The sequence below is a fragment of the Paenibacillus sp. AN1007 genome, from assembly GCF_040702995.1.
Taxonomy (GTDB): Bacteria; Bacillota; Bacilli; order Paenibacillales; family Paenibacillaceae; genus Paenibacillus.
Map to the genome: position 1 here is coordinate 5,504,826 of NZ_CP159992.1, position 17,133 is coordinate 5,521,958.

General features: G+C 49.5%; 13 protein-coding genes, 1 pseudogene and 1 riboswitch. Of the genes and pseudogenes, 1 reads left to right on the forward strand and 13 read right to left on the reverse strand.

Annotated features, from left to right (window positions below):
- Positions 1-6: 6 nt before the first annotated feature.
- The 3 genes from nikC to ABXS70_RS24790 form a co-directional block, all read right to left on the reverse strand.
- Complete coding sequence (gene nikC, locus ABXS70_RS24780; protein WP_342553797.1) at positions 7-843, reverse strand: nickel transporter permease; 837 nt, start codon at positions 841-843, stop codon at positions 7-9.
- A complete protein-coding gene (nikB, locus tag ABXS70_RS24785; protein ID WP_342553796.1) occupies positions 844-1,782 on the reverse strand; it encodes a nickel ABC transporter permease in 939 nt (312 codons plus the stop codon).
- A 157-nt stretch (positions 1,783-1,939) separates the two neighbouring features.
- Positions 1,940-2,135: riboswitch (cobalamin riboswitch) on the reverse strand.
- Positions 2,136-2,235: 100 nt separating this feature from the next.
- Entirely contained in the window at positions 2,236-3,072 is an 837-nt protein-coding gene (locus ABXS70_RS24790; protein WP_366291626.1) for an AraC family transcriptional regulator, read from the reverse strand.
- A 224-nt stretch (positions 3,073-3,296) separates the two neighbouring features.
- Here ABXS70_RS24790 and ABXS70_RS24795 point away from each other — a divergent pair, with 224 nt between their 5' ends.
- Positions 3,297-4,595, forward strand: coding sequence for an alpha-glucosidase/alpha-galactosidase (locus ABXS70_RS24795; protein WP_366291629.1), 1,299 nt, complete (start codon positions 3,297-3,299; stop codon positions 4,593-4,595).
- 156 nt (positions 4,596-4,751) lie between these two features.
- On the opposite strand, the gene ABXS70_RS24800 is transcribed toward ABXS70_RS24795, so the two are convergent.
- The 10 genes and pseudogenes from ABXS70_RS24800 to ytxJ form a co-directional block, all read right to left on the reverse strand.
- On the reverse strand, positions 4,752-5,453 hold the full coding sequence (locus tag ABXS70_RS24800; protein WP_366291632.1) for a response regulator: 702 nt from the start codon (positions 5,451-5,453) through the stop codon (positions 4,752-4,754).
- Positions 5,454-7,064, reverse strand: a complete 1,611-nt coding sequence (locus tag ABXS70_RS24805) for an ATP-binding protein (protein ID WP_366291635.1) — start codon at positions 7,062-7,064, stop codon at positions 5,454-5,456. It lies immediately after the preceding gene.
- A gap of 17 nt (positions 7,065-7,081) precedes the next feature.
- Entirely contained in the window at positions 7,082-9,409 is a 2,328-nt protein-coding gene (locus ABXS70_RS24810; protein ID WP_366291638.1) for a histidine kinase, read from the reverse strand.
- Between the two features lie 64 nt (positions 9,410-9,473).
- Complete coding sequence (gene kdpC, locus ABXS70_RS24815; RefSeq protein WP_366291641.1) at positions 9,474-10,040, reverse strand: potassium-transporting ATPase subunit KdpC; 567 nt, start codon at positions 10,038-10,040, stop codon at positions 9,474-9,476.
- A gap of 150 nt (positions 10,041-10,190) precedes the next feature.
- A pseudogene (kdpB, locus tag ABXS70_RS24820) lies at positions 10,191-12,209 on the reverse strand (potassium-transporting ATPase subunit KdpB); the annotation flags it as partial.
- A gap of 116 nt (positions 12,210-12,325) precedes the next feature.
- Positions 12,326-13,999 (reverse strand): potassium-transporting ATPase subunit KdpA, encoded by a 1,674-nt coding sequence (kdpA, locus tag ABXS70_RS24825; protein ID WP_366296768.1) that lies wholly within the window; start codon positions 13,997-13,999, stop codon positions 12,326-12,328.
- Between the two features lie 111 nt (positions 14,000-14,110).
- Positions 14,111-14,188, reverse strand: coding sequence for a potassium-transporting ATPase subunit F (locus tag ABXS70_RS24830; RefSeq protein ID WP_366296770.1), 78 nt, complete (start codon positions 14,186-14,188; stop codon positions 14,111-14,113).
- 331 nt (positions 14,189-14,519) lie between these two features.
- Positions 14,520-15,716 carry an XRE family transcriptional regulator gene (locus ABXS70_RS24835; RefSeq protein WP_366291644.1) on the reverse strand — a complete coding sequence of 399 codons (1,197 nt, stop codon included), beginning with the start codon at positions 15,714-15,716 and terminating at the stop codon, positions 14,520-14,522.
- A gap of 221 nt (positions 15,717-15,937) precedes the next feature.
- Positions 15,938-16,348, reverse strand: coding sequence for a hypothetical protein (locus ABXS70_RS24840; protein ID WP_366291646.1), 411 nt, complete (start codon positions 16,346-16,348; stop codon positions 15,938-15,940).
- 41 nt (positions 16,349-16,389) lie between these two features.
- Positions 16,390-16,929, reverse strand: coding sequence for a bacillithiol system redox-active protein YtxJ (ytxJ, locus tag ABXS70_RS24845; protein ID WP_366296772.1), 540 nt, complete (start codon positions 16,927-16,929; stop codon positions 16,390-16,392).
- Between the last annotated feature and the right edge of the window lie 204 nt (positions 16,930-17,133).

Genomic DNA, 17,133 nt, shown 5'->3' on the forward strand with positions numbered 1-17,133 from the left:
CTTCAGTTAACCTGTATTTTTCTTGGGATCGAGCACATCTCGCAGACTGTCTCCCAGCAAATTAAAAATGATAACCGTACTGAATATCGCAACCCCCGGATAAATTAACAACCATGGCGCGGTCTGCAGATACCTTCTGCCTTCATTTAACATCGCTCCCCACTCCGGGTCAGGCGGCTGTGCACCAAGTCCCAGGAAAGAAAGTCCCGAGATGGACAGCATCATGCCGCCCACGTCCATCATCGCCATCACGATCAGGGGAGGCAGCATGTTAGGCAGGATCGTTCTGCCAATGATCTGAATCTTACGCGCACCGCTGAAAGCGGCAGCAGTGACGAATTCTTTTTGCTGAAGAGAAATGACCAAGCTTCGGGCCATGCGTGCATACTTTGCCCACCAGACCACCGAGAGTGCCGCTACGGTATTTAACAATCCTGGGCCCAACATGCCTACCACGGCAATTGCAAAAATCAATCCCGGAAACGCCATCAATGTATCACACAGCCGCATAAGCACCGTGTCCACCACTCCCCGGACAAAACCTGCAATTACACCAACCACTGCACCCAAACTGAAGACGATCCCAATCATCACAAACGTAAGCAGCAGTGAAGTCCTTGCTCCGTACAGAAGTCGAGACAGGACACATCGTCCGAGCTGATCCGTCCCAAGTGGATATTCGGGGCTGGACGGCTGCAGCACTTTGGCAAAATTCGTGGCGAGTGGATCATGCGGAGCCAGCAGTGGGGCAATCAGAGCCAGAATGATCCAGCTCCCGGCCAGAGACAGCACAAATACAAAGCTGCGGCGTTGTGTCAGCCATGCTCGAATTGCTGCGCTCATCTAAATGTCCACATCCAATCGAATGCGCGGATCACGCAGATGTGTCCATAGATCAACAAGCAGATTCAGCGTAACGTAGATGATCGCCATCCAGATCACATATCCCTGTATCAAAGGATAGTCTCGTGTAAAAATCGCATCCACTGCCATCTGTCCCACCCCCGGCCATACGAATAAACTTTCGACTATGGCTGCTCCGCCGAGCAGTGCACCTGTTGTCATACCCAGAAGGGTCACTATCGGCAGCAGTGAATTCGGCAAAATATGGCGCCATATGATGATTGACTCCTTCACACCTCTTGCCCTCGCCCCCATGACGTAATTCTGACTGGTCTCCTCCAGCATCGCTGCACGAATCTGCCGACTGTACTGCGCAATCAGCGGAATGGCCAGCGTGACCGCAGGCAGGATCAGACTGTTCCAGCCGGAACTGCCCATGACGGGCAGCAGCTTCAGCTGCACCCCAAACACCAGCATCAGAAGCATACCCAGCCAGAAGCTTGGCATGGACAAACCGGCAAAGGAAAATAGACGAATCATATAATCCAGCCATTGATTTCGCCGTACAGCCGAGATGATTCCCAGCGGAAAAGAGATCAATATCACCAGAAGCATGGCACTTCCCGTTAAACGGAGTGTTGCCGGAAGACGCGCCAGCAGCACCTCCATTACCGGACGGTCATACTTATATGACGTACCAAAGTCTCCGGTGACCACCTGCGCAAGCCACGTTCCATACCGAACCAGAAACGGCTTGTCCAATCCCAGTTCCACTCTCACTTGTCTGACCAACTCATCCGAAGGTGTGATTCCAGTGGACATCAGCATCAGTCTGGCGGGATCGCCAGGGGAAAGATAGGTTAATAGAAATGTCAGGAAGGTAATGCCAAACAGAACGGCAACCAGTTGTAATAATCGTTTAACGATATATCTGCCCAATGAAAAACGTCCTTCCCGATGTATTGCGCATATCTTTATGTCCATTCAATCCAAAAAGACGCCCTTCTCCGTTACACGGAATGAGGACGTCTTAAATAAACAGATTTTCAGAAAAAATCATGCTCTTTAAACACCTTCCTATCTCCCGTAGGGTACTGCTGTGTTTGTCAAACCTGGCAGGTCTCCTGGCTTCAGCATCATCACCATAGCAGCTCCTTCCCGATCTTCCCAAGATCAGTGGATATGCTGCCTGACTCCTCTGTTACAGTGGCGGGACCGCGCCGGCATCACACCGGACTTCCCTTTTAAGCTTCTGTCCAAGCGGACAGAGCACCAAGTTCCACGTATTTAATTCAGCTTAATGTTGTTATCTGCTGCACTTCTGTATCAGTATAGCGGCATACGGAATAATGTTCAAAACTTTTCTTTCAATATTGAAATTGATAAATGCGGCTAATCTCGCACTCGCGAACCCTTCGGCGATATGCCTGTCACACGTTTGAACATTTTGGAAAAGAGCAGCGGGTCGGTGTATCCAACGGAGTGGGCTACTTCACTCACGGACAGCATCGGGTTGCGCAGCAGCTCCGCTGCACGATTCATGCGATACTCCAGGAAAAAGGCCTGCAGTGACTTGCCATATCGCTCTTTGAACAATCCTGATAAATAGGTTCGATCCAGCCCGACAGCCTGTGCGATATCCAGAATTGAGGTGCGCTGGCTGTACCTGTTCTCCATAAACTGCACAGCCTGCCGAATATAAGTTTCTTTGGGCGAAAGAAGCGGGCTTTCTTCCTCTTTAATCGGTGCGGATGCAATTAACGCTGCCATAAGTCGGTATAACAAACTTTGATGCATCACATCTCCTCCTGGAAGTTGGCTCGTTCCTGCTCTAAGCATTTCATCATACAGCGCTGCCATGGTATTCGGTTCATGAGCAGTAAACACCGGATGGGCCTCGCTTAACTGTGCACGCTGCATAAAGGCTTTTGCCTGTACACCTCTGAAGCCAAACCATGAATATGTCCATGGCTCCTCTGCATCGGCCTCATAATGGATAACTGTGTCGGGTAATATGAGAAATCCTTGGCCCTCACTCAGATGATATTTCCGATCATCCATATACACCGTGCCATGGCCTTCATGAATGTAATGCACAATATAGGAATCACGTACCCCCGGTCCCCAATAATGGGCAGGATCACATGCCTCCCATCCATAAAATAATAAGACCAGCTCCATCTGTGTCCAGCCCGCAGAAACGACATTCATTTCAATTTTCCGGCTCATGTTAACCTCCTTTCGACGTTGATGATCAACTATCTTAAATGAAACCTGGATAGTCCCCACTTGTATTCACACTAAATTATAACAGGTGAAAAACGCAAATTATTCATGAAAACGAAAACATAAATGGGATTATGCCATGTTTGGGAGGGGTTGAACCATAGTGATATGAGCCTGTTCGGCCTATAGTTGGGGTACAACATTTTTTCGGGAAGGATGAACATGGGATGAATAAAATTACGTTTCTTGGTGCGGGCAGCACCGTTTTTGTTAAAAATGTATTAGGTGATGTCATGATGACGGAGGCTCTGCAGGATTTTGAACTGGCCTTGTTTGATATTGATGCCGAGCGTCTCGGCGACTCCGAGCGCTTGTTAACCAGCTTGGCCCAATCGCTGGGCAGCCGCTGTTCCGTGAAGACATATCATGACCGCAAGGAAGCGCTGCGCGGAGCCAAATATGTAATTAATGCAATTCAAGTCGGCGGATATGACCCGTGTACGATCACCGATTTTGAAATTCCGAAGAAATACGGCCTGCGTCAAACGATTGCCGATACCCTCGGCATTGGCGGCATCTTCCGCAACCTGCGCACCATCCCGGTGATGCTGGACTTCGCCAAGGATATGCAGGAAGTATGCCCGGATGCCTGGTTCCTGAACTATACGAATCCGATGGCTGTGCTTACTAATGTTATGAACGTGCATGGCGGGATCAAAACGGTAGGACTGTGCCACAGTGTGCAGGTCTGCGTACCCCATCTCTTCGATGCGCTGGGGATCGATCAGACAGGTGTTATCGCCAAGATTGCTGGTATTAACCATATGGCATGGCTGCTGGAGGTTACAAAAGATGGACAGGATCTCTATCCTGAGATCAAACGACTTGCGAGACAAAAGCAGCAGGAAACCCATGACGATATGGTACGTTATGAACTGATGCACCGTTTTGGTTACTACGTAACCGAGTCCTCCGAGCATAACGCGGAGTATCACCCGTATTTTATCAAACGTAACTACCCTGAACTGATCGAACGCTTCAACATTCCGCTGGATGAGTATCCGCGCCGCTGTGTAAACCAGATTGCAGAGTGGAAGGAGATGCGGGAGAAGCTGTTCGCAAGCGAAAATATTCAGCATACCCGCAGCCGCGAATATGCTTCACATATTATGGAAGCCATGGAGACAGATCGACCGTACAAGATCGGCGGAAATGTCATGAATAACGGACTCATCACTAATCTGCCGCGTGAAGCATGTGTCGAAGTTCCTTGTCTGGTTGATGGTTCCGGTATCAGCCCAACATACATTGGCGACCTGCCGCCGCAGCTGGCAGCACTGAACCGCACCAACATCAACACGCAACTGCTCACCATTGAAGCCGCAATGACGGGTAAAAAAGAGCATATCTACCATGCAGCTATGCTTGATCCACACACGGCAGCTGAACTTTCCATGGACGACATCGTGTCCATGTGCGACGATTTGATTGAAGCCCACGGCGACTGGCTGCCCAAATTCTCATAATATAAAAATCGAGCACCGTTCCTTTAGAATGTTAAAGGGACGGTGCTCTTTGAATTTATTTTAAGAAGACCATGAACTTTTTCGCCGTACTTTACCGAGATCCCTGAAACGTATACATCGCACTGTACTGTCCTCACTGAAACTTGTAACATACTGCTACTCCGCAGGCAGCAGAAAGCGATATCCGATGCCTGGTTCTGTCTGGATATAGATTGGGCGGGTGGGGTCTTCTTTTAACTTTTTACGCAAATGGCCCACATAAATCCGCAGATAGTGACTGTCTGATTCATGATGCTGTGCACCCCATACCTGCTGCAGAAGCTGACGCTGGGTAATAATTTTACCCGCATTGGAGGCAAGCACCTTCAGCATCTCATATTCCGTCGGCGTTAACTTGACCTGCTCCCCGTCCAGTTCAACCTGTCTGAGAGCCAAATCAATTACCAATGAACCGAAGCGCAGAACCGGTTCATCGGTTGTTTTGGCCACATGCCGCAGCGCCACCCGGATTCGGGCCACCAGTTCACCCATGCCAAACGGCTTGGTCACATAATCATCTGCGCCACCATCCAGTGCAGCAATTTTATCCGCTTCCTGATCCTTCGCTGTAAGCACAATGATCGGCACCTGTGACCATTCCCTTATCCGGTGAAGTACGTCCATGCCGGACATTCCTGGTAAACCGAGATCGAGTATGATCAAATCAGGATGCATGATGCTTGCCTGCATAATTCCGTCCTCCCCATCAGCACACTCGTAATGCTCATACTGGTGAGCCTGAAGAGTCACTTTTAACAGTTTGCGAATCTGCGGCTCATCGTCAATCACCAGAATACGAGCTCCTGATGCGTCGTTCATCTATTCTCCAACCTCTCCTTGCCCTGAACAGGAACACGGCAATTCTTCTGTTCCCTCAGGCAGTTCTATACGTATTCTCGTTCCCCCATCCGGATTTGCCTCAGCTTGAATTGTACCTCCGTGAACTTCCACGATACCTTTGCAGATGGCAAGCCCCAATCCGGTTCCCGTAATATGCTGCGTGGATGGAGAACGATAAAACTTATCGAAAATGCGAGCGCGCTCCGGCTCCGGAATGCCGATCCCCTGGTCATCTACGATGAAGGTCAGGGAAGCTTGATTTCTTTCCTTCTTAACCTGAATAGTAACCCTGCTCTCATTGGGTGAATACTTAACCGCGTTGCTGACGATGTTTACAAGCACCTGTTCCAAGAGCACTTCATCTCCGTAATAAAATACAGGTTCCTCCGGCAGCTGCACCGCAATCTCATGATGAAGGCTGAATTCCCTCACCTTCATCAGTACAATGCTGATCATATCCCCTACGTCACACCATTTGCGATTCAACTGCAGCATGCCGCTCTCCAGCCGTACCATCCCCAGCAGGTTGGTCACCAGACGATTCATACGCAGTGCGCCATCGCGGATGTTGCCAGTCAATTCTTTTCGGTCCTCTGCTGTAAAAAGGTGGTCATTCTCAATAAGTCCGGCAGCCGAGCCGATAATAGCGGTTAAAGGTGTGCGCAGTTCGTGGGAGACGGAATCCAGCAGTGCAGTTCGGATACGCTCGGATTCGGCGGTAATCTGGGAAAGGCGAGCCTCCTCAGCCAGCTTCATCCGAGCGATGGCACCTGCCGCAAGGCTTCCGCAGGCATCCAGCAGCAGATGCTGCTCCTGCTGTTTCTCCGTCTCTCCAGCGGTCATGTCTACGGCAAGTACACCGTGAATGCGATCCTCTATCCGAAGCGGAACGTACAGGCCGGAGGATTCCCCGAGTTTGGGTGATCCTCTGCCCGCAGTCTGTCCGTGTTTAAACACCCAATCCGCGATAGCCAGCTCCGAGGGACGGGTTCCCCAGACACTTCTCTCTGTATCTTGATCAGATGCATAGTTCATCCCAAGCTTTATTTCACCCTGCTGATCCGGCAGATAAATAGCCGCTGGACTCCCTATCATCAGGGATATCTGGCGAGTCATGTTATCCAGCAGGGTATCCAGATCCGTAATCGCAGTGATCTGGCGGCTCAGATCATACAAGGCATTCGCTGCTGCTTCCCGTGATTTAACCCTCTCCAGCTGATGCCGCAGCCGACCTGCAAGACTGGCCGTCATAACAGCAACTGCCAGATATACTGCGAACGAGATCAGATACTGCAAATCTTCCACAGTAAAACTGAGGTAAGGTGGAACGAAAAAGAAATCAAACATAACAATACTGAGCGCTGCCGCATACACAGCAGGTCCCATTCCACAATATACAGCACTGATCAGAATGGGAAACAAATAAACCAAGGCAGCATTCACCAAGTCACCACTCATGCGGGTGGCATGAAGTACGACAGTTAACAGAATGATGCCAAGTGTAACCCATATATAAGCAGGGGACCTTCTCCAGCGGAACGGCTCCTGTTTACTTTTCTTATGCCTGCCCTTTTTCATATGCTCCGACAAATTGAATTCCACCTGCTTTATCTATAATCATCATCTGCCACGATCAATACATCAATATGCCTCGACAGACGCACAAGCTTGTTCACCACGGAACCCGATCCGCGGTGACCATTCAGCCACCAAACTCGCTTAGCCTGCCCCACCACAAGCTGTGTCGCCTTCGCTTCCGCAGCCTTTGCAGTCAAAATACCAGGCACCTCACCCAGCTTCGAGCTGTAATGGACGTGAAAATGACCCCCGAGCCTCACAGTGAGCTGCTCCAAACCTGCCAGATGAAGCTTCATCTCACTACTCATAGCCGGACCGATGTGTACATGGTGGACATGCCAGGCTGCCTTCAAACGATAAGCCATCCGAAAACCTCTACGAATTAAACGCTCAGCGTGCCGATCGCTGCTGACACATACAAAAACGGATTCCTCACGCCGCCATGGACCCCGAAGTGTACGTGCTGATGCCTGTGATTCGAGCCGCTCATCCACATCATCTGCAAGCTCGCGCAGAGCCAGTTCACGCAGCGCAATCAGATTGCCCATTTTAAAAAAGTTCACAAGTGCCTGTTCGATTTTGGCAGCTGCATAGATTTTACCCTCTCGCATGCGCTGCCGCAAGGCCCCAGGCGCCACATCAATCAGCTGCACCTCATCTGCCGATTGAATAATTCGATCAGGCACGGTTTCCCGTACCCGCACCCCTGTGATCTGCTCCACCGCATCGTTTAAACTTTCAAGATGCTGCACATTCACGGTTGTAATGACGGATATGCCTGCGTCCAGCAGTCGAAGCACATCTTCATAGCGTTTTTTTCTCTTACTGCCCGGCACGTTCGTATGAGCCAGCTCATCCACCAGCACAACTTCCGGATGTAATTGCAGTATCGCTTCGGTATCCATTTCCTCCAGCTGCGTCCCTTGATACAAGCGCTGCTCACGCGGAATGACGGGTAACTGCCCGATCTGTTTCTCCGTATCTGCTCGACCATGTGTTTCCAGCAGCCCGATCCGTATATCGATGCCTTTTTGAAGCAGATCATTACCTTCCCGCAGCATCATGTAGGTTTTGCCCACACCTGGGGCAGCCCCGATATAGATTTTGAACGTACCACGCCGAATCAGTTCAATCTGTTCATTCATCTCCTGTTCACTCAGTCTGCGATAGGTCTTGGGCTGCATATCGTTCACCTTCGCTGGAACAACCCACTCACCCTCACGAGCTGACCGATCCGCCACAAGCAGCAGATCAACACCCTGCAGTTTGCGAAGCAGCGCATTAATGATGGAGCCCTGCCACAACTCCTGCCAGCGTGTACGCCGCGAATGCCCCATGACAATCCGGGTAATCTGCTGTTTGACAGCACACTGTGCCAATGCGGCAGGGATGTTGCGACGGTGTAAGACCGGAAGCTCCTCCATGTGTCCGCCGATTTTCTCCACCAGTTTCATCATGCTGCGGCGAAATACCGCTGCTTCCCTCGTTAGCGGCTGTTTCATTTGACGGAAGACAACGACATGCAGGCTCCCGTTCAATCGACGGGCAATCTGCTGTCCACGCTGAATGTAGATCGAACCGTTCCAGTGGTACTGCGCGGAGACAAGAATACGTTCCATAATGCCTGTTGTGGGCGGAAGACCCATTTCCTCCCGATGTTCACGCAGAGATTCATTAACCCCTTCTGCTACAAGTCTCAACGCAAGCTCACGTAAAATGCCGAGATTGCCTTCCTGAAAAACGGCTGTGCTGCCGTGACTCTCCAGGTGACCTTCAGCAAAACGAGTCAAAATGGTTTCTGGTGTAACATCGATCAGCTTCACTTCATCTGCAAGTTCCAGTGTATCTGCAGGCACGGTATATGCTGCCTTGATTCCCGTCAGCCGTCTTGCCAGTTCGGTATAACCCTCCAGTTCATATACGTTCACCGTGGTCATAACGCTGATGTTGTGGCGCAGCAGGAAACGGATATCTTCCAACCGGGTTGCATGTACTGCTCCCTTCCGGTTTCGATGAGCCAACCCATCCACCAGTACAACCTCGGGATTACGTACCAGCAATGCATCCAGATTCAAGTCTTTCATCTCTGTTCCGTCACTGCTCCGAGTCCAGTGAATGCTGGGTACGCGCTCAAGCTCACCAAGCTGTTCAACCGTTTCAGGTCTTCTCATCGTGGACACAGCACAGATCACCACATCTACGCCCTGTTCGCGTAAATGATTGCCTTCCCTGAGCATATGATAGGTTTTGCCTGAACCGCTAACCGGACCAATGTAGATTTTCAGTGTGCCTTCCTGCAGCTTCGAAATCAGGTGGAGCATTTCTTCAGGAGATTTGCGCTTAAAGCTGTCCTCCATGCTTACATCCTCCCTTCCGCAACAATAGGGAAAGCCCCCTCCAGGATGAGAAGGAGCCTCCTTTCTACTTCCGTTGTGCTGCAGTGAGTGCCAGGTTTAGCTCCATTACATTGACATGCGGCTCACCGAATATACCCAACTGGCGGCCTTGCGTATGTTCTTTAATAAGCTCGGTCAACTGCTGCTCACTTAGTCCTGTCGTTCGGCTGATCCGGAGAATCTGCGTCTCAGCCGCTTCAGGAGACAAATCCGGGTCAAGTCCTGAACCGGAGCCAGTAACCAGATCGGCAGGAATCTGATGAGGTAGAGTGGGATTTTCCTGACGGAGCACAGCTAACTTATCATTCATCTCTGCGATATATTCCGGTGAGGCAACTGCACGATTCGAACCTGCGGAAGCGGTCGGATCGTATTTAGCGCTGGATGCCCGAGGCTGAAACAGCCCCGGTGACTTCACTTCCTGCGCGAGCAGAGAGGAGCCGATGACCTTTCCGCCACGAGTGATGAGACTGCCATTCGCCTGTGAAGGAAACAGCAGCTGAGCCACCCCTGTTGTTATAAGAGGATAGGCCAGACCGCAGAGAAGCATCAGCACAACCGCCAACCGCAGCGCCGGTATAAACATCTTCATACAAATCACTTCCTGAATGGATTTAGTGTATTAAGTTAGACAAAAGACTTATAGGTACTGCCCTTTGATTAGGATGCAGCTGGTTACCGTTCAATCCGAATTTATTATTCTCGCGATACTAACGCAGTACATCTCTTCTCTATTTTCCCGTTACATCAAACCCGACAACATCAGGTCAATCAGCTTGATACCGATAAACGGTACAATCACACCGCCGATACCGTAAATAAACACATTACGGCTCAGCAGCCGTTCGGCTGACATGGCCCGATACTTCACGCCTTTCATTGCAATCGGGATGAGCAGCGGAATAATAATTGCGTTGAAAATGAGTGCCGACAGAATCGCAGATTGCGGTGAAGAGAGATTCATAATGTTCAGTGCCTGAAGCTGCGGCATGGCGAGAATGAACATGGCTGGAATAATGGCAAAATACTTGGCAATATCATTGGATATCGAAAAGGTAGTCAATGCGCCCCGCGTAATCAGAAGCTGCTTGCCTATAGAGACGACCGACAACAGCTTGGTCGGGTCAGAGTCCAGGTCGATCATGTTGGCTGCTTCTTTGGCCGCCATGGTTCCCGAATTCATCGCCAGGCCAACATCGGCCTGGGCCAGGGCAGGAGCATCGTTCGTACCGTCGCCGGTCATGGCGACAAGCTTGCCCTCCTGCTGTTCTTTTTTGATCGCCGCAATCTTGTCCTCAGGCTTCGCTTCCGCTATAAAATCATCCACACCCGCCTCGAGTGCAATCGTTGCTGCTGTTAGTGGGTTATCACCTGTGCACATAATCGTTTTGATGCCCATGGCACGCATCTCGGCAAATTTCTCCTTGAGACCGGGTTTCACGGTATCTTTCAAATAAATTACACCGTAGATCCGGTCATTAATGGCTGCCGCCAGCGGCGTACCCCCGGCCTTGGCAATACGTGCCGCAATCTCATCCAGATCGCCCGGTACACGTCCACCTTCGGCAGTTACATACCGTTTGATTGCATCTACTGCGCCTTTACGGATTTTCGTTCCATCGCTCAGATTCAGACCAGACATACGTGTCTCGGCGGTAAACTCAATAGTTTCGGCATCCATGTAACTGCTCTCCGCCCAAGTCTGTTCCTGCCTGCCTGCAAGCTCCACTACAGAGCGGCCTTCCGGCGTCTCGTCTCGCACCGAAGCTTGAAGCGCCGCCCGTGTCATCTCGGGTACAGTTACACCCTGAACAGGGATAAATTCAGAAGCCATACGGTTGCCGTATGTGATCGTGCCTGTTTTGTCCAGAATCAATGTGTCGATATCACCAGCTGCTTCAACCGCTTTCCCTGACATGGCGAGCACGTTAAACTGTGTCACCCGATCCATGCCCGCAATACCAATGGCGGACAGCAGCCCCCCGATCGTAGTCGGAATAAGGCAGACGAGCAGGGCAATCAGGGTTGCCAGATCAAGCCGAATGCCGAGATAGTTCGCCATAGGAACCATCGTCAAAATGACGATCAGGAAAATCAGCGTTAATACGGCAAGAAGTGTAGTCAAGGCAATCTCATTTGGCGTTTTCTGACGCTGTGCACCCTCCACAAGAGAGATCATTCGGTCCAGAAACGATTCGCCGGGGTCTGTCTGCACCCGCATGATGATGTAATCGGAGGTAACCCGCGTACCTCCGGTGACCGAAGAGAAATCACCGCCGGCTTCCTTGATTACCGGAGCCGATTCCCCTGTAATGGCCGATTCATCGATAGAGGCCAACCCTTCTATAATTTCGCCGTCCGTTGGAATGAGCTGCCCGGCTTCCACACGGACGAGGTCCCCTTTTTTCAACTGGGTCGAAGCAACTTGTTTCAGTGTCCCGTCCTTCTGCACTTGATTGGCCATCGTATCTGATTTAGTCCTGCGCAGCGTGTCAGCCTGTGCTTTGCCCCGCCCTTCCGCCAGCGCTTCGGCGAAGTTCGCAAACAGCAGCGTGAAAAGCAGAATGAAAAATACAGCCACATTGTACCCCCGCCCTGCATCAGATGCGGTGAACAAGTGGGGATCAAAACATAACAGCAGTGTGATAAATGTACCGACTTCTACAATGAACATGACTGGATTTTTGATCATCACCATCGGATTCAGTTTTTTGAATGCATCACGCATGGCTTGGTATACCATCTGTTTATTTAAAGACTTTTTGGATGCAGGATGATGATGAGCATGACTGCTGCTTTGATGTTTTCGTTCTTGCGTTCGTTCCACTGCATTCATCGGGAATGCCACCTCCATACGTTATGACTTGCCCTTTTTACTCATTGAACCATCGCCAGATGCTCTGCAATCGGGCCGAGTGCAAGCGACGGGAAGAATGTCAGGGCACCCACGACCATAATCATCATCACCAAAATGCCAGCAAATAGCGGTGTGTGTGTCCGAAGCGTTCCAGTAGTGACCGGAACAACCCTTTTCACGGCAAGTGAACCTGCGATCGCAAGCATGGCAATCATCGAGATATATCTTCCCAGCAGCATAACAATGCCGATCGTGATGTTGTAAAAGTCTGTATTCGCGTTCAGTCCGGCAAAAGCCGATCCGTTATTGGCAGCACCGGAGGCAAAAGCGTACAGCACCTCGGTCAGTCCATGCGTGCCGCCATTTGAGATGGATGCCGCAGTCTCAGGCCGCATTAAAGCAAGCGCAGTTGGCACGAGAATAATCAACGGATGAATCAGCAGGGCGATACAAGCCAGCTTGATCTCTTTGCCTTCAATCTTTTTGCCCAGAAACTCCGGTGTTCGTCCGACCATCAAGCCGCAAATAAATACCGCAATGATCACATACAGCAGGCCGTTCAGCAGACCTACGCCCTTTCCGCCAAATACATTGTTCAGCATCATCTGAGCAAGAGAAACCAGACCTCCAAGTGGAGTGAGTGACTCATGCATGTTGTTCACTGAACCCGTCGTTGCCGCTGTAGTCACTGCCGTAAACAATGCTGATTCGGGAATGCCAAACCTGACCTCTTTACCTTCCATATTGGTTTGTAGTCCATTTGCATCCAGCGCAGGCACTCCCCGATACTCGGATACAAACACGGTTGTAAGCATCGCCACAAATAGAAAACCCATCGCGGCGAACAGCGCCCAGCCCTGTTTCCGATTGTTTACCATCAAGCCAAATGCATAGACCAACGCCGTGGGCAGCAGCATCATACAAACGATATGCACCAGATTGCTCAGTGCCGTGGGGTTCTCAAACGGATGAGCAGCATTGGTGCCGAACCAACCCCCTCCGTTGGTTCCAATGTGTTTAATCGACTCCAGCGAAGCCACTAACCCACGGGTAATGGTCTGCTGTACTCCTTCCAATGTGGATGCGTCCACCGCACCGGCCAGCGTCTGCGGCACCCCTTGAAATACAAGGAACAAGGCCACGATGAAGCTGAGCGGTAAAAAAATACGAGTAATCGACCGAACCAGGTCGACATAAAAGTTACCCAGATCATCCCGGCGGCCTACTAATCCGCGAATAAAAGCAATCGCTACCGCAAATCCTGTTGCCGCCGAGGTGAACATCGGAAACGTTACCGCCAGCAGTTGTGACAGATACGACAGAGTGTTCTCGCCCGTATAGGACTGCCAGTTGGTATTGGTCATAAACGAGGCGGCTGTGTTAAAGGCCTGCGCTGCCGACATATTATCGATCCCATCCGGATTGAGGGGCAGGAACTTTTGCAGCCGTAACACCAGAAACATCAGGATCAGCATGACCGCATTGGAGATGAGCACGGCAGACAGATATTTTTTCCACCCCATCGTTTCATCTTCCCGTACACCCATCAGCCGATACAATAATCGCTCCGGTCCGCCAAATACACGATCAAGTCCCGTTCGCTGCCTGTCAAATACCTTCACCAAATAACTGCCTGCTGGCTTCACCAGTAACAATATGATGAGTAGCGTGACCGCTACTTGCACTACACCGATACCCATATCTGCATATCCTCCCTAATCAACTAAACGTAAACGTGTCTTTGCTTTTTGTTACTCGCTTCTGACCACGATCAGAGCAGCAGGTCAAAAATATGAATAACAGCGTCAAAACTTCTCAGGTTTGACGAGTACATACCCGAGGTAGACCATCAGAGCCAGAACAATAATGCCGATGAAGATCATCCTTTAGAACCCCCCTTTCTTCCCTCAGGCCTTCTCGCAAAACTTCACAAATCCCCAAAACACCGCAAACAACAGTACGATCAGTCCAATCATCGCTGCATCATTAACCATGCGTCCTTCATCCCTCTCTTCCACCGTTCATCTTGCTTGCTGCAGTAAAATCGTAATATGAATCGCTGTAAAAAGGGGGTAAAGAAATACAGCTATGGCTGTAAAAAAAGCGTAAAAAAGACCCGCTCTTCTCAGCAGTCAGCTGAAAGAACGGGTCCATCGTAAATGTATATCCATAATGTATATCCATCTAGGATTACATTGCGTAAGTTATCCCTTTTTAAGAACTGCGGGTAGTCTTGCCCTTCATATCACGAACCTTGGCATTCGGACTACTTTTCATATATTTGTTGAAAAACTCTGGCTTGATTCCGGTCATATGATGAAAGAAAGAGGTCTCCACTTTCCAATCCTGCTCAACCATATACCGAATATCGACAAGACCTTTATTGGCAAGAAGGTCAATGATCGTCCGAACCCGCATAGGTGTCTGCAAAGGAATCGTCTGATCAAAAGGTTCTCTCTCCAGATATCCTCTTCGATGCATGGCTGCATAAAAATTACGATGTGATTTAGCATCCATCAATCCCAGATTAGCTGCACGGTAACCTAACACCTGCAAGGATGTTTTCCATTTATTTTTCAAATCAAGATAATGATCCGGATTGGTCACCTGGGAAATGCTCTGCATATCCTGTGTAAACTCTTCTTCCGGCAATAAAAACGCACCGGCAAACAGATTGGCTTCATTTTCGATGACCTTATGCTCTTTCCGATCCAGATTCACGAACTCCAAACGATAGTGAAGCAGCAAATGACCCAGTTCATGGGCAATATCAAAATTTCTACGTACTGCCGACCGTTTAATATTGCCTAAAATGATGAAAGGGCGATCCTCTCGCGTCCACAGGCTGTATGCATCGCTTCCTTCACCAATTGCCTTTTCGAAGACATATACTCCGCTTTTTTCAATCCAGAACATCAGGTTTTCATTGGTCACCCTCTCCAGATTCAATCGCTGCCTTGCAAGCTTTGCAACATATTGGATTTGGGCTGCACGATCATCCTGTGAGTGATTCATGTACTGGATCGCTTCTTCCCTGAGCTGAATGATTTTCAAGGTGGGGAGGCTGAGCTGAGCAGTAATATAGTTTACAAAGGTATCCAGATACTCCACATGCTTGGCCTCTGTCTGCGTCTTGGAGATCACATTCATCACTTTGGATCGATACGCGATGTTCATCACATTGATGTTGGCTGCGTTATTATGTTCAGCCAGTTTGTCCTTTTCGTAAAAATACTTGCTTTTCACACTGAAAATCCGTTTCAATTCATTAACGATAGGCACTTTGGGGGAAGTGTACGCATTTTCATACTGCCAGACCGCCTGCTCGGTCACACCCAGTTTTTCGGAAAGTTCCTTTCTCGAATAACCATGCATGATGCGCAGATTGGTCAGATTTTCACCCATGAACACACGGTTCCCTCCTTAAAATATAAGTTAAACTAAGATGATTACACGGACCACTCCGATGACAGAACAACCTTCCAATCGCTGTTATCCCCAGATTTTTTTGATCCCCTTTTTTCAAAGGGAAAATCCGGTGATAAAGGCGAAGGCTTCGCTTTTTCAGGTTTTTTCTGTCCTCTCCGTTTCGGTGTAATTAAATAGTTCAACTTATAGAGGCTAGGGGTGGGTTACCCCTGCCGCTCTTCTTCTAAAATTTCGATATCATATGCTGCCGGATCAAGTATATCGTCCACGTCAGGCGCGAGAACTTCACGTTCATGATCGCTAAGTTCCGCACCTGAGATGAGATCAGACAGATCTTCTATAAAATAGGCTATATTATCATGCGGATTAGGCAAATAGTGCTTTACTTCGGATATTTGATACGCATCATCAATAGCATAGGTGAGAATGTGAAACTCATTATACAGAGATGACAGCTGTTTAAGTTCTTCTTTCACACGAGTAACCTGACTTACTTGAATAGGCAAGGAAAGCTGCACTACCTTTTCTGATTGATCTGCATCATTCAGGGGTGGCTCTATCGGAAAGTCCAAATCCACATTAATTTTGGACAGATCATGTAGATATGTGCGCATTACCCCCTTAAGGTCATCACCCGTAGGTAGTTTTGCCCAACTCACCCAAATGGATTCTCCGCCCACTGCGTCAGTCGTTTTTTGGTGATCTGTCCATGTGAAGTGTGTTTGATGACCTGCCCTTGGTCGAGCAGCAGCACCTGCGGGGATTCATGGCGAACCTCGGTCTCTTCCGCAATGTGGCGGGATAACGGACGATTCTCAATAACTTTCACCATCCGATATTCCATCGTCTGTTTGGGATCAGATGCATTCGTGCCGACAAAAGCCATAAACTCTCTATATGCTCGTGCACTGACGGGACAAGTTGTGCTGTGTTTCAGCAAAAGCACTGGATGCTCCTGCGAGCGTTGAAGGGCCTCTCCCCAGTCCTGCAGCTTGTGCAGTTCCAGAACATGCTCGCTTAACATCTCATGGGAATCAGCACCCGTCCGTTTGCTGACCACCGAACCGATGACAACGCCAAGAGCAGCACCGAAGGCAATGCCCAGTCCAATCTGCCCGGTCGCTGTACCGATACTAACCCCAAGGGCCACCCCAACTGCCAGCCAAAGGGCTTGATGATTCACCTTTTTCTCCATCAAAATCATCCTTCCTCTAAGTATGTATTTAAGCTGTATAAGTTAATTTAAAGATGATATAGATGACGCTGCGATGACAGAGTGTTCATCCGTATATTTGGTTCAAATTATAACACAGCCCCTGCACGTGAGCTTTCAGAATCTCCATCTTTCGGGTACATAATGTGATACACTGATGTTAATTTGGAAACGATGAATATAAGA